At 60.1% G+C, this 16,873-nt stretch carries 15 protein-coding genes; 13 read left to right on the top strand and 2 right to left on the bottom strand.

Annotation, left to right across the window (positions count from 1 at the left end):
• The 10 genes from J7413_RS06695 to J7413_RS06740 all read left to right on the top strand — a co-directional run bounded on the left by J7413_RS06695 (position 1) and on the right by J7413_RS06740 (position 10,432).
• On the top strand, positions 1-843 hold the full coding sequence (locus J7413_RS06695; protein ID WP_209097279.1) for a carbohydrate ABC transporter permease: 843 nt from the start codon (positions 1-3) through the stop codon (positions 841-843).
• Positions 844-863: 20 nt separating this feature from the next.
• Positions 864-2,069 (top strand): sugar ABC transporter substrate-binding protein, encoded by a 1,206-nt coding sequence (locus tag J7413_RS06700; protein ID WP_209097280.1) that lies wholly within the window; start codon positions 864-866, stop codon positions 2,067-2,069.
• A gap of 91 nt (positions 2,070-2,160) precedes the next feature.
• The gene (gene ugpC / locus J7413_RS06705; RefSeq protein ID WP_209097281.1) at positions 2,161-3,258 is read left to right on the top strand and encodes a sn-glycerol-3-phosphate ABC transporter ATP-binding protein UgpC; all 1,098 of its coding nucleotides are present in this window, start codon (positions 2,161-2,163) and stop codon (positions 3,256-3,258) included.
• A 9-nt stretch (positions 3,259-3,267) separates the two neighbouring features.
• Positions 3,268-4,404 carry a Gfo/Idh/MocA family oxidoreductase gene (locus J7413_RS06710; protein ID WP_209097282.1) on the top strand — a complete coding sequence of 379 codons (1,137 nt, stop codon included), beginning with the start codon at positions 3,268-3,270 and terminating at the stop codon, positions 4,402-4,404.
• Positions 4,401-5,399: an SIS domain-containing protein gene (locus J7413_RS06715; RefSeq protein ID WP_247743360.1), complete on the top strand. Its 999-nt coding sequence runs from the start codon at positions 4,401-4,403 to the stop codon at positions 5,397-5,399. The genes J7413_RS06710 and J7413_RS06715 overlap by 4 nt, the downstream gene beginning before the upstream one ends.
• Entirely contained in the window at positions 5,396-6,457 is a 1,062-nt protein-coding gene (locus tag J7413_RS06720; RefSeq protein WP_209097283.1) for an SIS domain-containing protein, read from the top strand. Before J7413_RS06715 ends, J7413_RS06720 begins: the two co-directional genes overlap by 4 nt.
• Positions 6,454-7,362: an ROK family protein gene (locus J7413_RS06725; RefSeq protein WP_209097284.1), complete on the top strand. Its 909-nt coding sequence runs from the start codon at positions 6,454-6,456 to the stop codon at positions 7,360-7,362. The genes J7413_RS06720 and J7413_RS06725 overlap by 4 nt, the downstream gene beginning before the upstream one ends.
• The gene (locus J7413_RS06730) at positions 7,352-8,581 is read left to right on the top strand and encodes a class II D-tagatose-bisphosphate aldolase, non-catalytic subunit (protein ID WP_209097285.1); all 1,230 of its coding nucleotides are present in this window, start codon (positions 7,352-7,354) and stop codon (positions 8,579-8,581) included. Before J7413_RS06725 ends, J7413_RS06730 begins: the two co-directional genes overlap by 11 nt.
• The gene (locus tag J7413_RS06735; protein ID WP_209097286.1) at positions 8,578-9,717 is read left to right on the top strand and encodes an N-acetylglucosamine-6-phosphate deacetylase; all 1,140 of its coding nucleotides are present in this window, start codon (positions 8,578-8,580) and stop codon (positions 9,715-9,717) included. Before J7413_RS06730 ends, J7413_RS06735 begins: the two co-directional genes overlap by 4 nt.
• Positions 9,704-10,432, top strand: a complete 729-nt coding sequence (locus tag J7413_RS06740; protein ID WP_209097287.1) for a copper homeostasis protein CutC — start codon at positions 9,704-9,706, stop codon at positions 10,430-10,432. The genes J7413_RS06735 and J7413_RS06740 overlap by 14 nt, the downstream gene beginning before the upstream one ends.
• Here the strand turns inward: J7413_RS06740 and J7413_RS06745 are convergent.
• Both J7413_RS06745 and J7413_RS06750 read right to left on the bottom strand, forming a co-directional pair.
• On the bottom strand, positions 10,429-11,754 hold the full coding sequence (locus tag J7413_RS06745; RefSeq protein WP_209097288.1) for a GH1 family beta-glucosidase: 1,326 nt from the start codon (positions 11,752-11,754) through the stop codon (positions 10,429-10,431). The two genes, J7413_RS06740 and J7413_RS06745, sit on opposite strands and share 4 nt — an antisense overlap.
• A gap of 1 nt (position 11,755) precedes the next feature.
• Positions 11,756-12,808, bottom strand: a complete 1,053-nt coding sequence (locus J7413_RS06750; RefSeq protein WP_209097289.1) for a substrate-binding domain-containing protein — start codon at positions 12,806-12,808, stop codon at positions 11,756-11,758.
• A gap of 203 nt (positions 12,809-13,011) precedes the next feature.
• Between J7413_RS06750 and J7413_RS06755 the strand changes: the two genes are divergently transcribed.
• The 3 genes from J7413_RS06755 (at position 13,012) to J7413_RS06765 (ending at position 16,840) form a co-directional block, all read left to right on the top strand.
• Entirely contained in the window at positions 13,012-14,370 is a 1,359-nt protein-coding gene (locus tag J7413_RS06755) for an ABC transporter substrate-binding protein (RefSeq protein WP_209097290.1), read from the top strand.
• A gap of 68 nt (positions 14,371-14,438) precedes the next feature.
• Positions 14,439-15,665 (top strand): sugar ABC transporter permease, encoded by a 1,227-nt coding sequence (locus tag J7413_RS06760; RefSeq protein ID WP_209097291.1) that lies wholly within the window; start codon positions 14,439-14,441, stop codon positions 15,663-15,665.
• A gap of 11 nt (positions 15,666-15,676) precedes the next feature.
• Positions 15,677-16,840 (top strand): carbohydrate ABC transporter permease, encoded by a 1,164-nt coding sequence (locus J7413_RS06765; RefSeq protein WP_209097292.1) that lies wholly within the window; start codon positions 15,677-15,679, stop codon positions 16,838-16,840.
• The last annotated feature ends 33 nt before the right edge of the window (positions 16,841-16,873 follow it).

The following is a 16,873-nucleotide window of genomic DNA, read 5'->3' on the forward strand; positions in this document are numbered from 1 at the left end:
ATGATGGATCGCTACACAAAGCTGCAACTGGTGGGCATTTACGCCGCTCTGGCCGTGTTCCTCACCTTTATGCTGTTGCCGTTTTTTGAGATGTTCATGGCCAGCCTGCGCCCGCTCGAGCACCTGTTCCGCAGCCCGTATCAGTTCTGGTCGGATGACTTCAGCTTTCAAGCCTATCGCGACATGTGGGTCACGGTGCCGCTGCTGGGGCGCTATATCTTCAACTCGATTTTCATTGCCAGCTCTGTCACCTTGATCACCATGGTGTTTGTCGTGCCTGCGGCCTATGCCTATGCGCGGCTGAATTTTCCGTTCAAAAACATCAGCCTCGGTATTTTTCTCGGGGTGAATATGTTCACCGGTGCGGTGCTGCTCATTCCGCTTTATCGCGTGTTGCGCACCATGGGGCTGCTGAATTCCTACTGGGCGATGATCATTCCCGGCGTCGCCTTCCTGATCCCCACGGGTATCTGGCTGCTGCGCTCTTATCTGGAGAAGATCCCGCGCGAGCTGGAGGAAGCGGCCTTTGTCGATGGCGCCAGCCGTCTTTACACCCTGCGCCGGGTGGTGCTGCCGCTGGCGGTGCCCGGGCTGATCGTGGTGGGCGTGGCCGTGTTTATCGGCGCATACGCACAGCAATTTTTGTTCGCAATCACATTCAACCAGACCCGCGAGCTGCAGCCGCTGCCTGCCGGTCTTTACGAATTCATCGGGTATCAAACGGTGACCTGGAATGAGATGATGGCCGCTGCCTTGGTGGGCGTTCTGCCTGTCATGGTCATCTTCCTGTTCCTGCAAAAGTATCTCGTCGCCGGCCTCACCGCTGGCGCCGTGAAAGAATAAGCCAACAAGGGAGACTAATTATGAAAAGCGTAAAACTGACATTGGGCGCAGCCCTTTTGTCTGGCGTGGCCAGCACGGCCATGGCGGCAGACAAAGAAGTTCATTTCATCATGTGCGGCGGCGAAGTGCGCGCGGCAGACCAAGCGGTGGTTGATCAGTTTGAGGCCGATTACGAAGGCGTAAAAGTCAATCTGGAAGCGGTGCCATGGGGCACATGTCAGGACAAATCCCTGACGCTGGCCGCAGCAGGTGACCCGCCCTCCATCGCCTATATGGGCAGCCGGACCCTGCGCCAGCTGGCGAAGAACGATCTGATCGTTCCGGCAGAAATCGACCCGAGCACACCTTATCAGCCCGGCGTTCTGAACACTGTGACCGTGGAAGGCACCGCCTGGGGCTATCCGCATGCGTTCTCCACCAAGGCGCTCTATCTGAACTGTGACATCATCGAAGCCTCCGGTCAGGCCTGTGAAGCGCCGGCCACCTGGGACGCGATGTATGATCTTGCCAAAGGCGTGGTGGACAACACCGATGCGGCGGGCGTGGGCCTTGCGGGCAAAGACTTTGACAACACCATGCACCAGTTCCTGAACTACCTCTATTCCAATGGTGGTGCGGTGATTGACAGCGCGTCGGGTAAAAACATGCTCGACAGCAAAGAGACCCGCGAGACGCTGGAATTCTACGGCAAGCTGGTGGATGTGGCGCAGGACGGCCCGACCGCATGGGAACGTGACCAGCTGCGTGACCTGTTCAACGACGGCCAGATCGCCATGTATGTCTCTGGCCCATGGGGTCACAACCAGCACAACGAAGGCATCAACCAGAAGGTTGTGCCTGTGCCTGCTGGCCCCTCCGGCACCTCTGGCTCTATCCTGATCACCGACTCCATCGTGGTGTTCAAAGGGTCTGGCCATGAAGATCTGGCACAGGAGCTGGCCAAGCGCATCACCTCTGGTGACAGCCAGTATGATCTGGACAGCAGCTGGGGCCTGACCCCGATTTTGGACTACTCCAAGCTTGGCAAAGAAGATCTCTACTACGCAGATGGCATCTGGCCGACTTTCACAGCCTCCATCGCGACCGGTGGCCCGGAGCCGCTTGTGGAAGATTTCAAATCGCTGCAGTCGGTCTTCACCAACATGGTGCAGGGCATCATCCTGAAGGATGACACGGTCGACAACCTGGTGACAATCGCCGCCGAAGAGCTCGACGACGCGCTCTAAGCGGTCTCCCTGCTCCGGGCGCGCCGTCGATGGTGCGCCCGGGGTGTGATCCTCCTCACTTTCAAAAATTTTCAGACAGACGGACAGTGCCATGGCGACGCTCAACCTCAATGCAATCACCAAATCCTTTGGCACAGCCAAAGTGTTGCATGACATCAGCCTCGCCATTGAGGACAAGGAATTTGTGGTGTTTGTCGGCCCTTCAGGCTGTGGCAAATCCACGTTGCTGCGCATCATTGCCGGGCTGGAGGAAGCCACATCCGGCTCCATCGTGATTGGTGGCGAGGATGTGAGTCACGCCGCCCCGGTGGATCGCGGCATTTCCATGGTGTTCCAATCCTATGCGCTCTATCCGCATCTGACGGTTTATGAAAACATCGCCTTCCCGCTGCGGGTGCAGAAGATGGCGAAAGATCAATTGGATGCGCGTGTGCAACACGCCGCCAAAGTGCTCCAACTCACGGACAAACTGCAACTGAAGCCCGGACAGCTTTCGGGTGGTCAGCGCCAGCGGGTGGCCATTGGCCGTTCGATTGTGCGCGAACCGAAGGTGTTCCTGTTTGATGAGCCGCTCTCCAACCTTGACGCCGCACTTCGTGGGGATATGCGCGTCGAGCTGAGCCAGCTGCATCGTCAACTGGACGCCACCATGGTCTATGTGACCCATGATCAGGTCGAAGCCATGACAATGGCCGACCGGATTGTGGTGCTGAACGGCGGTCAGGTGGAACAATTTGGCACGCCTATGGAACTCTATCACCACCCGGCCACCAAATTTGTGGCAAGCTTCATCGGCCAGCCCAATATGAACTTTGTGCCCGCCAAGGTGCTGGACACAGGCGGCGCGCTGACTGTGGAGCTTGAAGGCGGCCATAAGATGTCGCTGCCGGTGGACACAACCGGTGTCAGCCTTGGGGATAGTGTAGAGGTTGGCATTCGTCCCGAACATGTGGCTTTGGGCCAGAATGGTCTCGATATTACGGTGAATGTGCTGGAACGTCTGGGCGGTGTGGCGATCACCTATGGCACCATTGGCAATGGCACGCGGTTCTGCGCCTCCCTGCCTGGTGACGCGCCAGTGCGTGAGGGGGAAATCCTCAAGCTCACGGTCGCGCCAGAAGACTGCCACGTGTTCCAAAGCAACGGTCAGGTGCTGCGCCGCAAATCCGCGCCGGCGCTGGTGGCCTGAGGATAAGTCATGCGTGTTGTCACAGCAGGGATCGGGCTTCGGGCGGGGCATGTGCTCTCCATCCTGAAAGAGGCCATGCCCGAGGTGGAATTTATTGGATTTTATGATCCACAGCCCACCCATCTGGAAATGATTGGCACCGATGTGCCGCGGTTTGACGATGTGGAGTCCATGCTCGCCGACACATCGCCAGACCTCTTCTTTGTCGGCTCACCGAACAGTTTCCATCTGGAGCATATCAAGGCGGGGCTGGCCGCCGGGGTGCGGATTTTCACGGAAAAGCCCGTGGTCACCACCAAAGAGGAGACCATGGAGCTGGCCGCGCTTTTGGCAGAGCACGGCACGGACCGTGTGATGGTGGGGCTGGTGCTGCGCTATTCGCAACATATGGTGGATCTGCGCCGGGTTCTGGATCAGATCGGGCCGATCACCTCGATTGAAGCGAGTGAACATATCGCGCCGTATCACGGGGCGTTTTTCATGCGGGATTGGCGGCGGATGGTGCGCTGGTCTGGCGGCTTCATGCTGGAAAAATGCTGTCACGATCTGGACATCTACAACATGGTGACCGGCTCAAGGCCCAGCCGCGTGGCGAGCTTTGGCGGGCGGCGATCTTTTGTGCCGGAATTTGCGCCCACGTCAAACGCCGAAAACGAGATCATGCACCGCAAGAAAAGCGTGTGGCAGAGCGTAGATGACCCGTTTCACAGCGATGGGGATATCATCGACCACCAGACGGCGATCCTGCACTATGAAAGCGGCGCGTCGATGAGTTTTCACACCAATATCAACGTGCCCGATGAGCACCGCCGCTTCTGTGTGATGGGCGCGCTGGGCATGATTGAGGGCGATTTTATGCGCGGCTTTGTGCGGGCCACGGCGCGGGATGGCAGCGTGATTGCCGATCACGATTACACCCAGATGGAGGCGGCGCGCGCCTCTGCCCACTACGGCGCGGATCACATGATGGTGGATGACATCGTGGCCTTTTTGAAAGGCGAGAGCGACAGCCTACCGGTGGGCGTGGTGGACGCGCTTGAGGCCGGGCTGGTGGCGATGGCGCTAGACGAGGCGCGCATCAACGGCAGCATGATTGATATGGGCCCGATCTGGGCGGAATTTGACAAGTTTGGATTGCGGAAATGACGATGAAAGCGGATGTTCCGGGCGCCTGGATGGCGCAGGAAAGTGGCGACGCGCTGGGTGTTTTTGCGCGGGCGGCGACACAGGCGGTGGCCCTGCCCGACATGGGGGATGTGCGGGCGTTTTACACCATTGCACGCGGCTCCTCTGATGCGGCGGCCAATATTCTCTCCTATGAGTTCATGCGGGTGCTGGGCGTGCCGGTCACATCGCTGCCCCCATCGGTGTTTTCGATCGGCGATGGTGTGCAGATGGCAGGCACCGCCGCGCTGGTGGTGAGCCAGTCTGGCGCGAGTGAGGATCTGGTGCGCAGTGCCAAAGGCGCAGGGGCACGGGGTGCCAAAGTGCTGGCGATCACCAACCAACCAAACAGCCCGGTGGAACAGGTTTCAGAAGTCACCGTCCCTATCAGCGCTGGCCCTGAAAACGCAGTACCCGCAACCAAAACCGTAGTGGGCTCTATCGCGGCTGGGATGGCACTTTTGGCTGGATTAGAGACAAAATATGACGCCAAGAGCTCTGCGCAAACACTGGCAGGCGCGCCCGCTGCCTTGCCAAATGCAGCGGCGATCCGCGCGGCTTTCCTGCGGGCGCGCAGCGTCTATGTGATCGGGCGGGATACCGGCTTTGGGGCAGCCCATGAGGTGGCGTTGAAGCTGAAGGAATGCTGCGCCGTTCACGCCGAAGCCTACTCCTCCTCCGAGGTTCTGCATGGCCCTCTGCAACTGGCCACCAACCCGCTCATGGTGCTGATCCTCGACACCGGGCGGGCCGACATTCAGGACAGCCTCGATCAGGCAGAAGCGCGGTTTCAGGCAGAAGGCTGTGACGTGCATCGCCTGCGGGTGAGCGCACTTTGTGAGGGGCCGCTGACCCCGGCGGCGGCGGCGGCTTATCTGCTCGCGCTGATCTACCCTGTGATCCTTGAAACTGCGCTGGCTTTGGGATTGAACCCAGATGCGCCGGAAACGCTCTCGAAAGTGACCCAAACCACATGACCGACTCTTTGAACAGCTGGGCCACCTGGCGCGAAATTCATCAACAACCTGCGGTTTGGCGCGCCTGGGGCGCGGCGTTTGACGTGGCTGGCTTGCGCGCCTGGATTGCCGATCAGAACGCGGACGAGGTGTGGTTCTGTGGCGCGGGCACCAGCGCCTATATCGGCGACATCATCGCCACCGCTGTGCCGGGCACCCGCTCTGTGCCCTCCACCGATCTGGTGGCCAATCCGCGCGCCTTTCTGACGGGCAACCGCCCGCTGGTGGTGAGCTTTGGCCGCTCAGGCAATTCCACCGAAAGCCTTGGCACGCTCGATGCGCTGGACGCTTTGGCGCCGGATGCGCCGCGTTTGCACATCACCTGCAACCCCGAGGGCGCACTGGCAACCCGCGCAGCGCCCGGCCCGCTGAAGGTGATCAACCTGCCCGAAGTGACCCATGATGCGGGCTTTGCCATGACCAGCAGCTTTTCCACCATGCTGCTGACCGCGCTGGCCCTGTTTGATGCGCCCTGTGATGTGCCTGCGCGCTTTGCTGCGCTGGCCGATCAGCTCGACGCCCTGTTGCCGCAGTTTGGCACGCCGCGCCCGGAGCGTGCGGTTTATGTCGGCTCTGGCCCGCTGACCTATGCGGCGCGGGAGGCAGCGCTGAAGGTGATGGAACTAACCGCCGGGCAGACACCTGCGCTGTGGGACAGCAGCCTTGGCTTCCGTCACGGCCCGAAATCCTTTGTGCGCGGCGAGACCGCGATCACCGTCTTCTCCAGCCCGCAATCGCCCACCCGCGCCTATGACACCGATCTGGTGGCCGAGCTGCGCGCGCAGTTCCCCGACGCGCGGGTGACAGAGATTGGCCCCGGCGGAGATATCGACATCGCCATGCCCTTTGGCACCGCCTGGGCGGCACCGCTGTGCATCGCTGCGGCGCAGATCGACGGCGTTAAATGGGCCGCAGATCTGGGTCTGAATGTGGATGATCCTTTCACCGGCCAAGGCACGCTCAGCCGTGTGGTGGCAGGGGTGACCCTGCATGGTGTTGGCGACGGAGCAGGCGCATGACAGTCGCCGGCATCGATCTGGGAGGCACCAAATGTGAGGTGCGCCTGTTTGATGAAGACTGGCGCGAAGTGACGCGCCACCGCGCGCCAACGCCAAAAACCTACAAAGAGCTGGTCACAACTGTGGTGGATCAGGTCCGATGGGCCGAAGCGGAAGCCGGGATGGCGCTGCCGGTGGGTGTGGGAGCGGCCGGGCTGGTGAACCCGAAAACCGGCCTCGCGCTGACCGCCAATCTGCCCGCCACCGACCATCCGTTTCCCGCCCATCTGAACACCGCTTTGGGACGCCCGATCACCTATGTGAATGACTGCCGCGCACTGGGGCTGTCAGAGGCGATTTTTGGCGCAGGGCGCGGCCACAACACCGTGATGTCCCTGATCATCGGCACAGGCATTGGTGGCGGAATTGTGGTGAATCAGTCTCTTTTACAGGGACCAACCCTGACGGGCGGTGAGTTTGGCCACATCGCTGCGCCCGCGCATATTGTGAGCCGTTACAGGCTGCCAATCCATCGCTGTGGCTGTGGCCGATTGGGCTGTATTGAAACCTATGTGGCGGGGCCCGGACTGACCGCGCTGGCGCAACATCTGAGCGGGCTCGCGCTCTCTCCGCCAGAAATAGCTGAACGTCGCAAAGGCGATATGGCGCGGGTCTGGAAAGTCTGGACCAACCTTGCCGCCGAGATGATCCACGGGCTGACCCTGACGGTGGACCCGGATGTGATCGTGCTGGGCGGTGGTCTGAGCCAGATCGACGGTGTGATCGAGGACATCTCAACCGCCGCGCAAGACGCACAGATCGGGGATTTCTTGGCCGCAAAGCTGGTACTGGCTGAGGGCGGCGACGCCAGCGGCGCACGAGGGGCTGCCTATGCAGCCTGGCAGGAGACACAACATGACGGATGAACTCCGCAAGATCATCACCCAGAACCGCAACGGAGCGCCCGTGGCCATTCCCTCGGTCTGCACCGCGCATCCCGATGTGTTGCGGGCCGCGCTCGCGCTTGCAGAGCGAAAGGATCAGCGGGTGGTGATTGAGGCCACCTCCAATCAAGTCAATCAGGACGGCGGCTACACTGGGATCACGCCGGAAGGTTTCATCCGCTATGTGCACGACATTGCCGATGATGCCGGCGTGGATCGCGGGCGCATCATCTTTGGCGGCGACCACCTCGGCCCGCAGGCCTGGCGCGCAATGCCGGCCAAGGCGGCGATGGAAAAGGCGCGCGTTCTGGTGCGTGATTATGTGAAAGCCGGGTTTGGCAAGATCCACCTTGATTGCTCCGAAGGTTGTGCGGGCGAAGCAGCGCAACTGAATGACGATCAAACCGCCAGCCGCTCTGCCGATCTGGCGCGGGTTTGTGCAGAAGCGGGCGAAGATCTGCTTTTTGTCGTTGGCACCGAAGTGCCCCCACCAGGTGGCGCGCGCATGGATGAGGACGGAGATATCCCCCCCACCAACGCAACTGACGCGGCCAAAACCCTCGCCATGCACATCGAGACCTTTGGCGATCTGGCCCCCGCGATCGGCGGATTGGTGGTGCAGCCCGGCGTGGAATTCAGCCCGACCGAAGTGCATCACATGCCGCTGGCGCGCGATCCGGGCTTTGTTGCCGCACTCGCAGACACGCCAAATGTCTGTCTTGAGGCGCATTCGACGGATTATCAGCACCCGGAGGTGTTTCATCGGCTTGCAGAGCTGGGCTTTGCGTTCCAAAAGGTCGGCCCGGCGCTGACCTTTGCCTACCGCGAGGCGCTTTATGCGCTGGACACTCTGCGCGGCTCCAAAGGCGCGCTGCAGGCGGCAATGGAAGAAGTGATGTTGGAAACACCAAAACACTGGCAGGGGCACTATCATGGGGCCGAGGATGCGCTGTATCAGCAGCGTCATTTCGGGCTGGCGGATCGTATCCGCTATTACTGGCCTCAGCCCAAGGCGGTTGCTGCTGTGAAGGCGCTGTTTGATGATCTGCCCGCTGTTTCGCCCGACGCAGCACTGCAAACCGCCTTTGATGAGGCCACGCTGACCCGTGCCGAGATGCTGGACGGTGCGCAAGCGCAGCGGCTGGTGGATGCGCAGATCGAATTGGCGCTGGAGCCCTATTTTCTTGAGGTGACATCATGAGCACGCAGTGGCTGGCCCCCGATCAGCTGTTTGACGGCAAGGACCTGCGCACAGGGATGGCTCTGCGGGTGGAAAACGGGAGTGTCGCCGAGATCGCAGAGGCCCCCGCTGGCGCGACCCCTGTGACAGGCACGCTGACGCCCGGCTATGTGGATTTGCAGGTCAATGGTGGTGGCGGCGTGCTGTTGAACACCAGCCCAACGCGGGAGGGCATCGCCACCATCGCCGCCGCGCACCGGCGGTTTGGCACGGTGGCGCTGTTGCCCACTGTGATCACAGATAGGCCAGAAGTGCTGGAAGAAGCCGCCAATGCAATCGTCGCCGCCAAAGGGCTGCCGGGCATTATTGGGTTGCACATTGAGGGGCCGCATATCTCTGAGCCACGCAAAGGCACCCATGATGGTGCCTATGTGCGCCCGCTGGATGCGCGCACAATGAATGTGGTGCAGCATCTGCGCGAAACGGATGTGCCTGTGATGATCACTTTGGCACCAGAGGCGGTCACGCTGGAGCAGATCACAGAATTGGCGAGTTGGGGTGCAATAGTCTCTGTTGGACATTCAGATGCCACCGCCGCGCAGGTGGAGGCCGCGATTGCCGCTGGGGTGCGCTGTGCCACCCATCTTTACAACGCGATGTCGCCGATGACGAGCCGAGAGCCAGGCGTTGTGGGCGCGGTGATCAACTCATCGCTTTATGCTGGGATCATCTGCGACGGATTTCATGTGGCTGACAGCATGGTGGGGCTGGCGCTGCGCGCGCGCCCAGTGCCGGATCGCATGATGCTGGTATCAGATTCCATGGCCACGGTTGGCGGGCCGGATCGGTTTGACCTTTATGGCCATGAGGTTGCGCTGCGCGACGGGCGTCTGATCAACCGCCAGGGCGGTTTGGCCGGTGCGCATATCACGCAGGCACAGGGCGTGCAGCGCCTGATTTCCAAGATTGGGCTTTCGCCAGAAGCGGCTTTGCGCATGGCGATCACCACCCCTGCGGCCTGCATGGGATTGCCTGCGCTCGCAAGCCCGCTCAACCGCCCTGTCGAAGATCTGATCCTGTTGGATGAAGACCACACCGTGACGGGCACGCTTGCAGAGGTTATCACTGCGCCAAAAGCCCCCGATGCAGCGGAATAGGCTCACATTCGAGGTCTGCATCGACACTCCTGCCGGGTTGAATGCCTGTGCCGGGTTGGTGGATCGGATCGAGCTGTGCAGCGCGCTGGATCTCGGTGGGCTCACACCCGATCCCGGGCTGATTGCACTGGCGGCGCAAAGTGGCCTTCCAAGCCACGCCATGATCCGGCCACGCGCCGGGGATTTCTGCTATGACGCAGCAGAAACAACAGCCATGTGTGCCAGCATCGCAGCGGTAAAAGAGGCGGGTTTGGCAGGGGTGGTCATCGGTGCACGCAAGGCGGATGCGCTGGATCTGAAAACGCTCACCACTTTGATGCGCGCCGCCGAAGGGCTGGAGGTCACACTGCATCGGGTGATCGACCTGCTGCCGGATCCCATCGCGGTGATGGAGCAGGCCATCACACTAGGCATAGACCGTATCCTGACATCCGGCGGAGCGCCCAAAGCGGTTGACGGATTGGCGCAGATTGCACGCCTCCACAGCGCGGCAAACGGGCGGATCGAGATCATGGTGGGCAGCGGCGTTTCAGTCTCTAACTTGGCTGAAACTGCAGAAATGACAGGCGTTACATCCTTTCACAGCTCCTGTGCGAAAGACATGCCTGTGGCCGCTGATTTGCAGCAATTTGGCTTTGCCAAAACCCAGCGCGTGACAGACCGTGCGACCGTGCAGGCCTTTCGCGCCGCGTTAGACCAACTCGCACAGACCTAGCTGCGCAAAGCCTGCGCCAATGCGTGATAAGAGGCTTTGGGCGTGCGCGCAAAACTCTCAAAATCCACATGGATCAGGCCAAAGCGCTTCTCATAGCCCAGCGCCCATTCGTAATTGTCCATCAAAGACCAGATATAGTAGCCCTTCAGAGGCACATCTGCGGCCAGCGCCTGTTTGACGGCATCGAGATGGACGTTCAGGTAGGATATTCTGTGTGGATCATCAACCGCGCCACCCGTGATCTGGTCAGGCGCTGACATGCCATTCTCTGTGACATAAATCGGCAGATCGCCGGTGTATTCCCGCGCCATGCGGATCAGGAAATCACGCAGCCCATCAGGATAGATCTCCCAGCCCATAGAGGTCAGCGGCAATTCACCAGTGTGCTCGCTGTAACTGGGCCATGGCGTCGCGGCCGGACCGATGAGGTTGCGGGTGTAATAGTTCAGCCCGCTCCAATCCACCGGCGTGGTGATGACGTCAAAATCATCCTGCCAACCTTTGGGCAGATGCGGGTCAAGCCCTTCGAGCACCAGATCGGGGTATTCCCCTTTGAACAGCCCGCCCAGAAAGAACCGGTTGTAAATCGCATCATAGCGCGCGGCGGCGGCGGCGGCCTCTGCACTGTCATCAACCGGCGCGGCCCACTCAAAATTGCACACCGCGCCGAGGTTTTTCATGCCATGGCCGCGCATCACCTGAATGGCCGTGCCGTGGGCCAGAAGCACATGGTGCATGGCGCGCGCGGTGGCGCGGATGTCGCGCAGCCCCGGCGCATGGGCGCCAACAAAATGGCTCAGCCAGCCAACACACCAAGGCTCGTTGATCGGCGCGACGGACCAGACACGATCCCCGATCCGACGCATGAGCGTGTCGGTATAGTCGCCAAACCAGCCCGCAATATCGCGATTGCGCCACCCGCCCAGATCGGCCAGGGCGGAGGGCAGCTCCCAGTGATAGAGCGTAAGTGCCGGATTGATGCCACGTGCAAGCAGCCCATCCACCAGACGGTCATAAAAATCGAGCCCTTCTTGATTGGGAGTGCCGCGCCCTTCCGGCAGCACACGCGCCCAGCTGGTGGAAAAACGATAGGTGTCCACACCCAGTCCGGCGATGAGGTCGAGATCTTCTTCCAGACGGTTGTAGTGATCACAGCCCAGCGCGCCATTTTCAGCCCGCACCACATTGCCCGGGGTGGCTGCGAAATCATCCCAATGGGTGCGCCCGGCGCCGCCGAAGCTGTGGCCCTCAATCTGGTAGCTTGAGGTCGCAACGCCAAACTGAAAGTCTTGCGGAAAGTCGGAGCGTTTGTGGGTGATCATGTCAGGCTTCCTGCTCTAATGCCTGCCGCAACGCAGGGGCAGGACCGGTGGATTGGCCCACCGTCAGCGTTGCCTCCAGCATCACCTGTGGCAGATCGGTGCCGGGATTGGTGATCATGTCAATCAGCGCATGCGCCACTTTGCGTCCGGCTTCGCGCACGGACGAGCGCACAGAGGTAAAGGCGGGAATATCGCCATCATTGCTAAAGTAGCTGAGCGCATCATCATGGATGACCACAGACACATCGCGGCCCATCGTCAGCCCAGCCTCTGAAAGTGCGCGACGCAGACCAATGGCCGGAATGATCGAGGACACCACAAAGGCGGTTGGTGGCTTCTCCATCGCCAGCGCTTTGCGGCAGGTTTCATAGCCGTAGTTTTCGGTCATCTCGTCATGAAACACCAAATCAGGTCGCAGAGGCGCATCACGCCCCTCTAACGCCGCCAGATAGCCCGCGCCCCGTCGGGTGGCAAAATCCATATCCGCCAATCCGTTCAGCAAAGCAATGCGGCGATGCCCGAGATCCAGCAAGAATTCCGTGGCCCGTTGAAAGGCACGCTTGTTGTTCACATCCACCCAGCTGTAACGCTCTCTCACTTCAGTAGAGCGACCATGCACCACGAAAGGCACGCCAAGCTCCTGCAACAGCGCGATGCGACGGTCATCCACCTTGGGGCCATGCACGATCAGCCCGTCCACAGCACCACGAGACACAAGTTTGCGATAGCTGGCTTCTTCGTCTTCGTCATTCACCACAGAGAGCAGCAGATCATATCCGTTGTCTGAATAGATCTCCCCCGCCCCGGCAATAAAATCGGCAAAGATCGGGTTCACCATCTCATGCTTTTTGGAAACGGGCAGCACGTGGCCGATGGTCATCGCCCGTCCGGTCGCCAATGTCTTGGCACGCGTGTTGGGCGCATAGTTATGGGCGCGCGCCGCCTCCAGCACTTTCTGGCGCGTTGATTCGCGTACCTCCGGGTAGCCATTGAGTGCGCGCGACACTGTGGTCTGCGACAGACCCAGTTTCTCTGAGAGCTCTTTCAGGTTCATGATTTTTGGCGATTATTCCTCAAAGCGCTTTGATTGCTGGCAAAAACACAGACCGTTTCTGACAACAGAACCAAAGGTATTCCTCCTGAAATCACTCATAAATCATATATTTCTCTGGCACAAGTCGGTGGATTTCTTGCGGATTGCAAAATTCAAAGCGCTTTGGTAACCTATCCACAGGAATGGAAACTGGGAGGACATCCATGACACCGAAACTTTATGCGAGCGCCGCTGCGCTGGCGCTGATGGCAAGCGCCGCATTGGCCGATGGCCACCTGAAATTTGCGCCGGGGGAGGGTGCATTCAGTTGGGACAGCTACAAGACATGGGCCGAAAACGCGCCGGATCTGAGCGGACAGACCGTGACGGTCGCCGGTCCATGGCTGCAGCCTGAAGATGAGGTGTTCCGTTCGGTGCTGGCGTATTTCACCCATGCGACGGGGGCAGAGGCGATCTACACCGGCTCTGACAGCTTTGAGCAGCAGATCGTGATTGATGCCGAAGCGGGCTCCGCCCCCAATATTGCCGTGTTCCCACAGCCCGGCCTTGCAGCAGATATGGCCGCGCGCGGCCTGCTTTCGCCGCTGCCTGCGAGCATGGCGCCTTGGACCGTTGAAAACTACGGCGCGGGCCAAAGCTGGGTTGATCTTGGCACCTATGCCGACAAAGACGGCGCGGATCAGCACTATGGCTTCTTTTACAATGTGAACGTGAAATCGCTGGTCTGGTACATCCCGGAGAACTTTGAGGACGCCGAATATGAGGTGCCGGAAACTATGGAAGATCTGCGCGCGCTGACCGAGCAGATCGTGGCCGATGGCGAAACCCCTTGGTGCATCGGTCTGGGATCCGGCGCGGCAACCGGCTGGCCCGCCACCGACTGGGTCGAAGACATCATGCTGCGCACCCAGCCAGCCGATGTTTATGACGCCTGGACCACCAACGACATTCCGTTCAACGACGAACGTGTGGTGGCGGCCATCGAAGAGTTCGGCTGGTTTGTGGGCGATGATGCCAAAGTCTCCGGTGGTGCGGGCGCTGTGGCCACCACCGACTTCCGCGACAGCCCGAAAGGCATGTTTGCCGCCCCGGCAGAGTGCTACATGCACCGTCAGGCTTCCTTCGTGCCGGCCTTCTTCCCGGAAGGCATTGAGTTTGGCGAAGATGTGGATTTCTTCTACTTCCCCTCTTACGCGGGCAAAGACCTCGGCAATCCGGTTCTGGGCGGCGGCACATTGATGGCGATCACCGATCCGTCTGATGCGACCAGCGCGCTGATGGAATTTTTCCAGCTGCCACTGGCGCATGAAGTCTTTGGCGCGCAGTCGGGCTTCCTGACACCGCTGAAAAGCGTGAATCCGGAGACCTACCTCAATGACGCGCTGCGCGGTCAGGCGGATATTCTGGTGAATGCGACCACCTTCCGCTTTGACGGCTCTGACCTGATGCCGGGTGGCGTGGGCGCGGGCTCCTTCTGGACCGGCATGGTCGATTTCACCAGCGGCAAGGACGCCGCCACTGTGGCGACCGAAATTCAGGACAGCTGGGACGCGCTGAAATAAGCGCGCTCTGACGCCAAACCCGTGTCGCCCCACATACGGGGCGGCACAGTTCAAAAAAGGGGTGCGCCATGTCTCCGGCCCTGCTTGGTCTTGTGACCATTGCGATTGGTGTGAGTGGCTGTCTTGGCTATTTCTACCTGTCCAATCTCTTTCTGGATAAAGTCCTGTTTCCGCCGGTGGGCCCCAATGCGGGGCGCAATATCAACCGCGCAAACATGATCCGCCCGTGGCTGTTTCTCGGCCCTGCGATCCTCGCGCTGGGGCTGTACCTCGGCTATCCGGTGATTGAGACGCTGCGGCTGTCTCTCACGGACCGCACGCAGGATGAGGCCTTTGTGGGCCTTGCCAACTACAGCCAGATGTTTGCCGAACCCAAATTCTGGGAGGCGATGCGCAACAACATGCTGTGGCTGATTGTGGTGCCTGCCGCCTCCACCGCCTTTGGCCTGTTGGCAGCGCAGCTGACCGACCGCATCAAATGGGGCAACATCGCCAAATCCCTGATCTTCATGCCGATGGCGATCTCTTTTGTGGGCGCGTCGGTGATCTTCAAACTGGTCTATGATGCGCGCCCTGCAGGCAACGAGCAGATTGGCATCTTGAACGCGGTCTGGTTGCAGTTTGAAGGTGGAATAGGCTCTTTTCTGATCCTGAAACTGATGCCTGCGGTGCTTCTGCTGAGCTTTGCCGCGATTGTGACTTATGTCGCCTATCTGCTGCTGCGCCCCCTGCTTGAAAGCGCGGGCACCGTGCTGATCAAAGCCCTGCGCGTGTTCGGCGCGGCTATTGGCCTGTGGTTTGCCTATACCGCGCTCAGCAATGCGGTGACAGTCTTTGTCACCGAACTGGAATATGGCGCGCCACAAACGTGGCTGACCCTGCCGTTTTACAACAACTTCTTCCTGATGGTGGTGCTGATCTGGATCCAGACCGGCTTTGCCATGGTGATCCTCTCCGCCGCGCTGCGTGGCATTCCGGAGGAAACCATCGAGGCCGCCATTCTGGATGGGGCCAACCCGTTTCAGATCTTCTTCAAGATCAAAGTGCCGCAGATCATGCCCACGATTGTCGTGGTCTGGACCACCATCACGCTGGTCGTGCTCAAGGTCTTTGACATCGTGTTTGCCATGACCAACGGCCAGTGGGAAACGCAGGTCTTGGCCAACTACATGTATGACAAGCTGTTCCGCGCCAATGACTGGGGCGTGGGCTCTGCCAGCGCCATCATCATCATGCTGCTCGTCTCCCCGATCCTGATCTGGAACGTGGTGCAGGCCCGCAAAGAACTGCGCTGAGGAGAGAGACCATGGACAATATCGCAGGACGCAAATCCGCTCTCAGCTGGGCCGTGAATATCTCGGTCGTGCTGCTTGTGGCGCTGTGGCTCTTCCCCACCGTTGGTTTGCTGGTGTCCTCCTTCCGCACCGCAGACCAGATCTCTGCCTCGGGATGGTGGAAATCCCTGTTTTCGGCAGAGCAGGTCGTGCAACTGCGCACCGGTGGGGCGGAGGCCGCAATGCAGGAGGGTGACCTCTGGGTGGTTGAGGGCAATCTGCTTGAGGAGGCTGAAGATGGCCCCGCACCGGGCATCACCATCACGCGCTTTGGCGTCTCCTCCAAAGCGGTGGACGCCTTTGCGGTGGGTGACACAGCGACGTTTTCCAAAGATGAGAAGACCTTCACCATGGACGCGGCGGGGACCTATCGCTTCACCTCCACTGAGAAGCTGCGCAAACGCGGCCAACGGGTGTTCATCACCGCGACCCTGCCGCCAGACTTTACGCTTGAGAACTATGATCAGGTGCTCTTTTCCGGCAACAGCAATGACAGCATGGCCAAAGCGTTTTTCAACACGCTGACAGTCACGATTCCGGCCACAATCATCCCAATCCTGATCGCCGCCTTCGCCGCCTATGCGCTGGCATGGATGGAGTTTCCGGGCCGTGTGCTGTTGATTGCGACGGTTGTGGGCCTCTTGGTGGTGCCCTTGCAGCTGGCGCTGATCCCGCTGTTGAAGCTGCACCTCAACATCGGCATCGGCAAAGGCTATCTTGGCGTCTGGCTGGCTCACACGGGGTTTGGCCTACCGCTCGCGATCTACCTACTGCGCAACTACATGGCAGGGCTGCCCAAAGACATCATCGAGAACGCCAAAGTGGATGGCGCCACGGATTTTCAGATCTTCACCAAGATCATCCTGCCCCTGTCTTTCCCTGCGTTGGCCTCTTTCGCGATCCTGCAATTCCTCTGGACTTGGAATGACCTGCTGGTGGCCAAAGTCTTCCTGATTGATGCCACCGGCAACACCACCGTGATGACCAATCAGATTGTCGAGCTGCTGGGCACCCGTGGCGGCAATTGGGAGATCCTCGCAACCGCAGCCTTTGTCTCCATCGTGGCACCGCTCTGCGTGTTCTTTGCCATGCAACGCTATCTCGTGCGCGGCCTGCTGGCCGGCTCCGTGAAATAACAAACAGACCCTAACACGGCAGAAATGCCGCCA

The sequence above is a fragment of the Shimia sp. R10_1 genome (assembly GCF_017744095.1).
GTDB lineage: Bacteria > Pseudomonadota > Alphaproteobacteria > Rhodobacterales > Rhodobacteraceae > Shimia.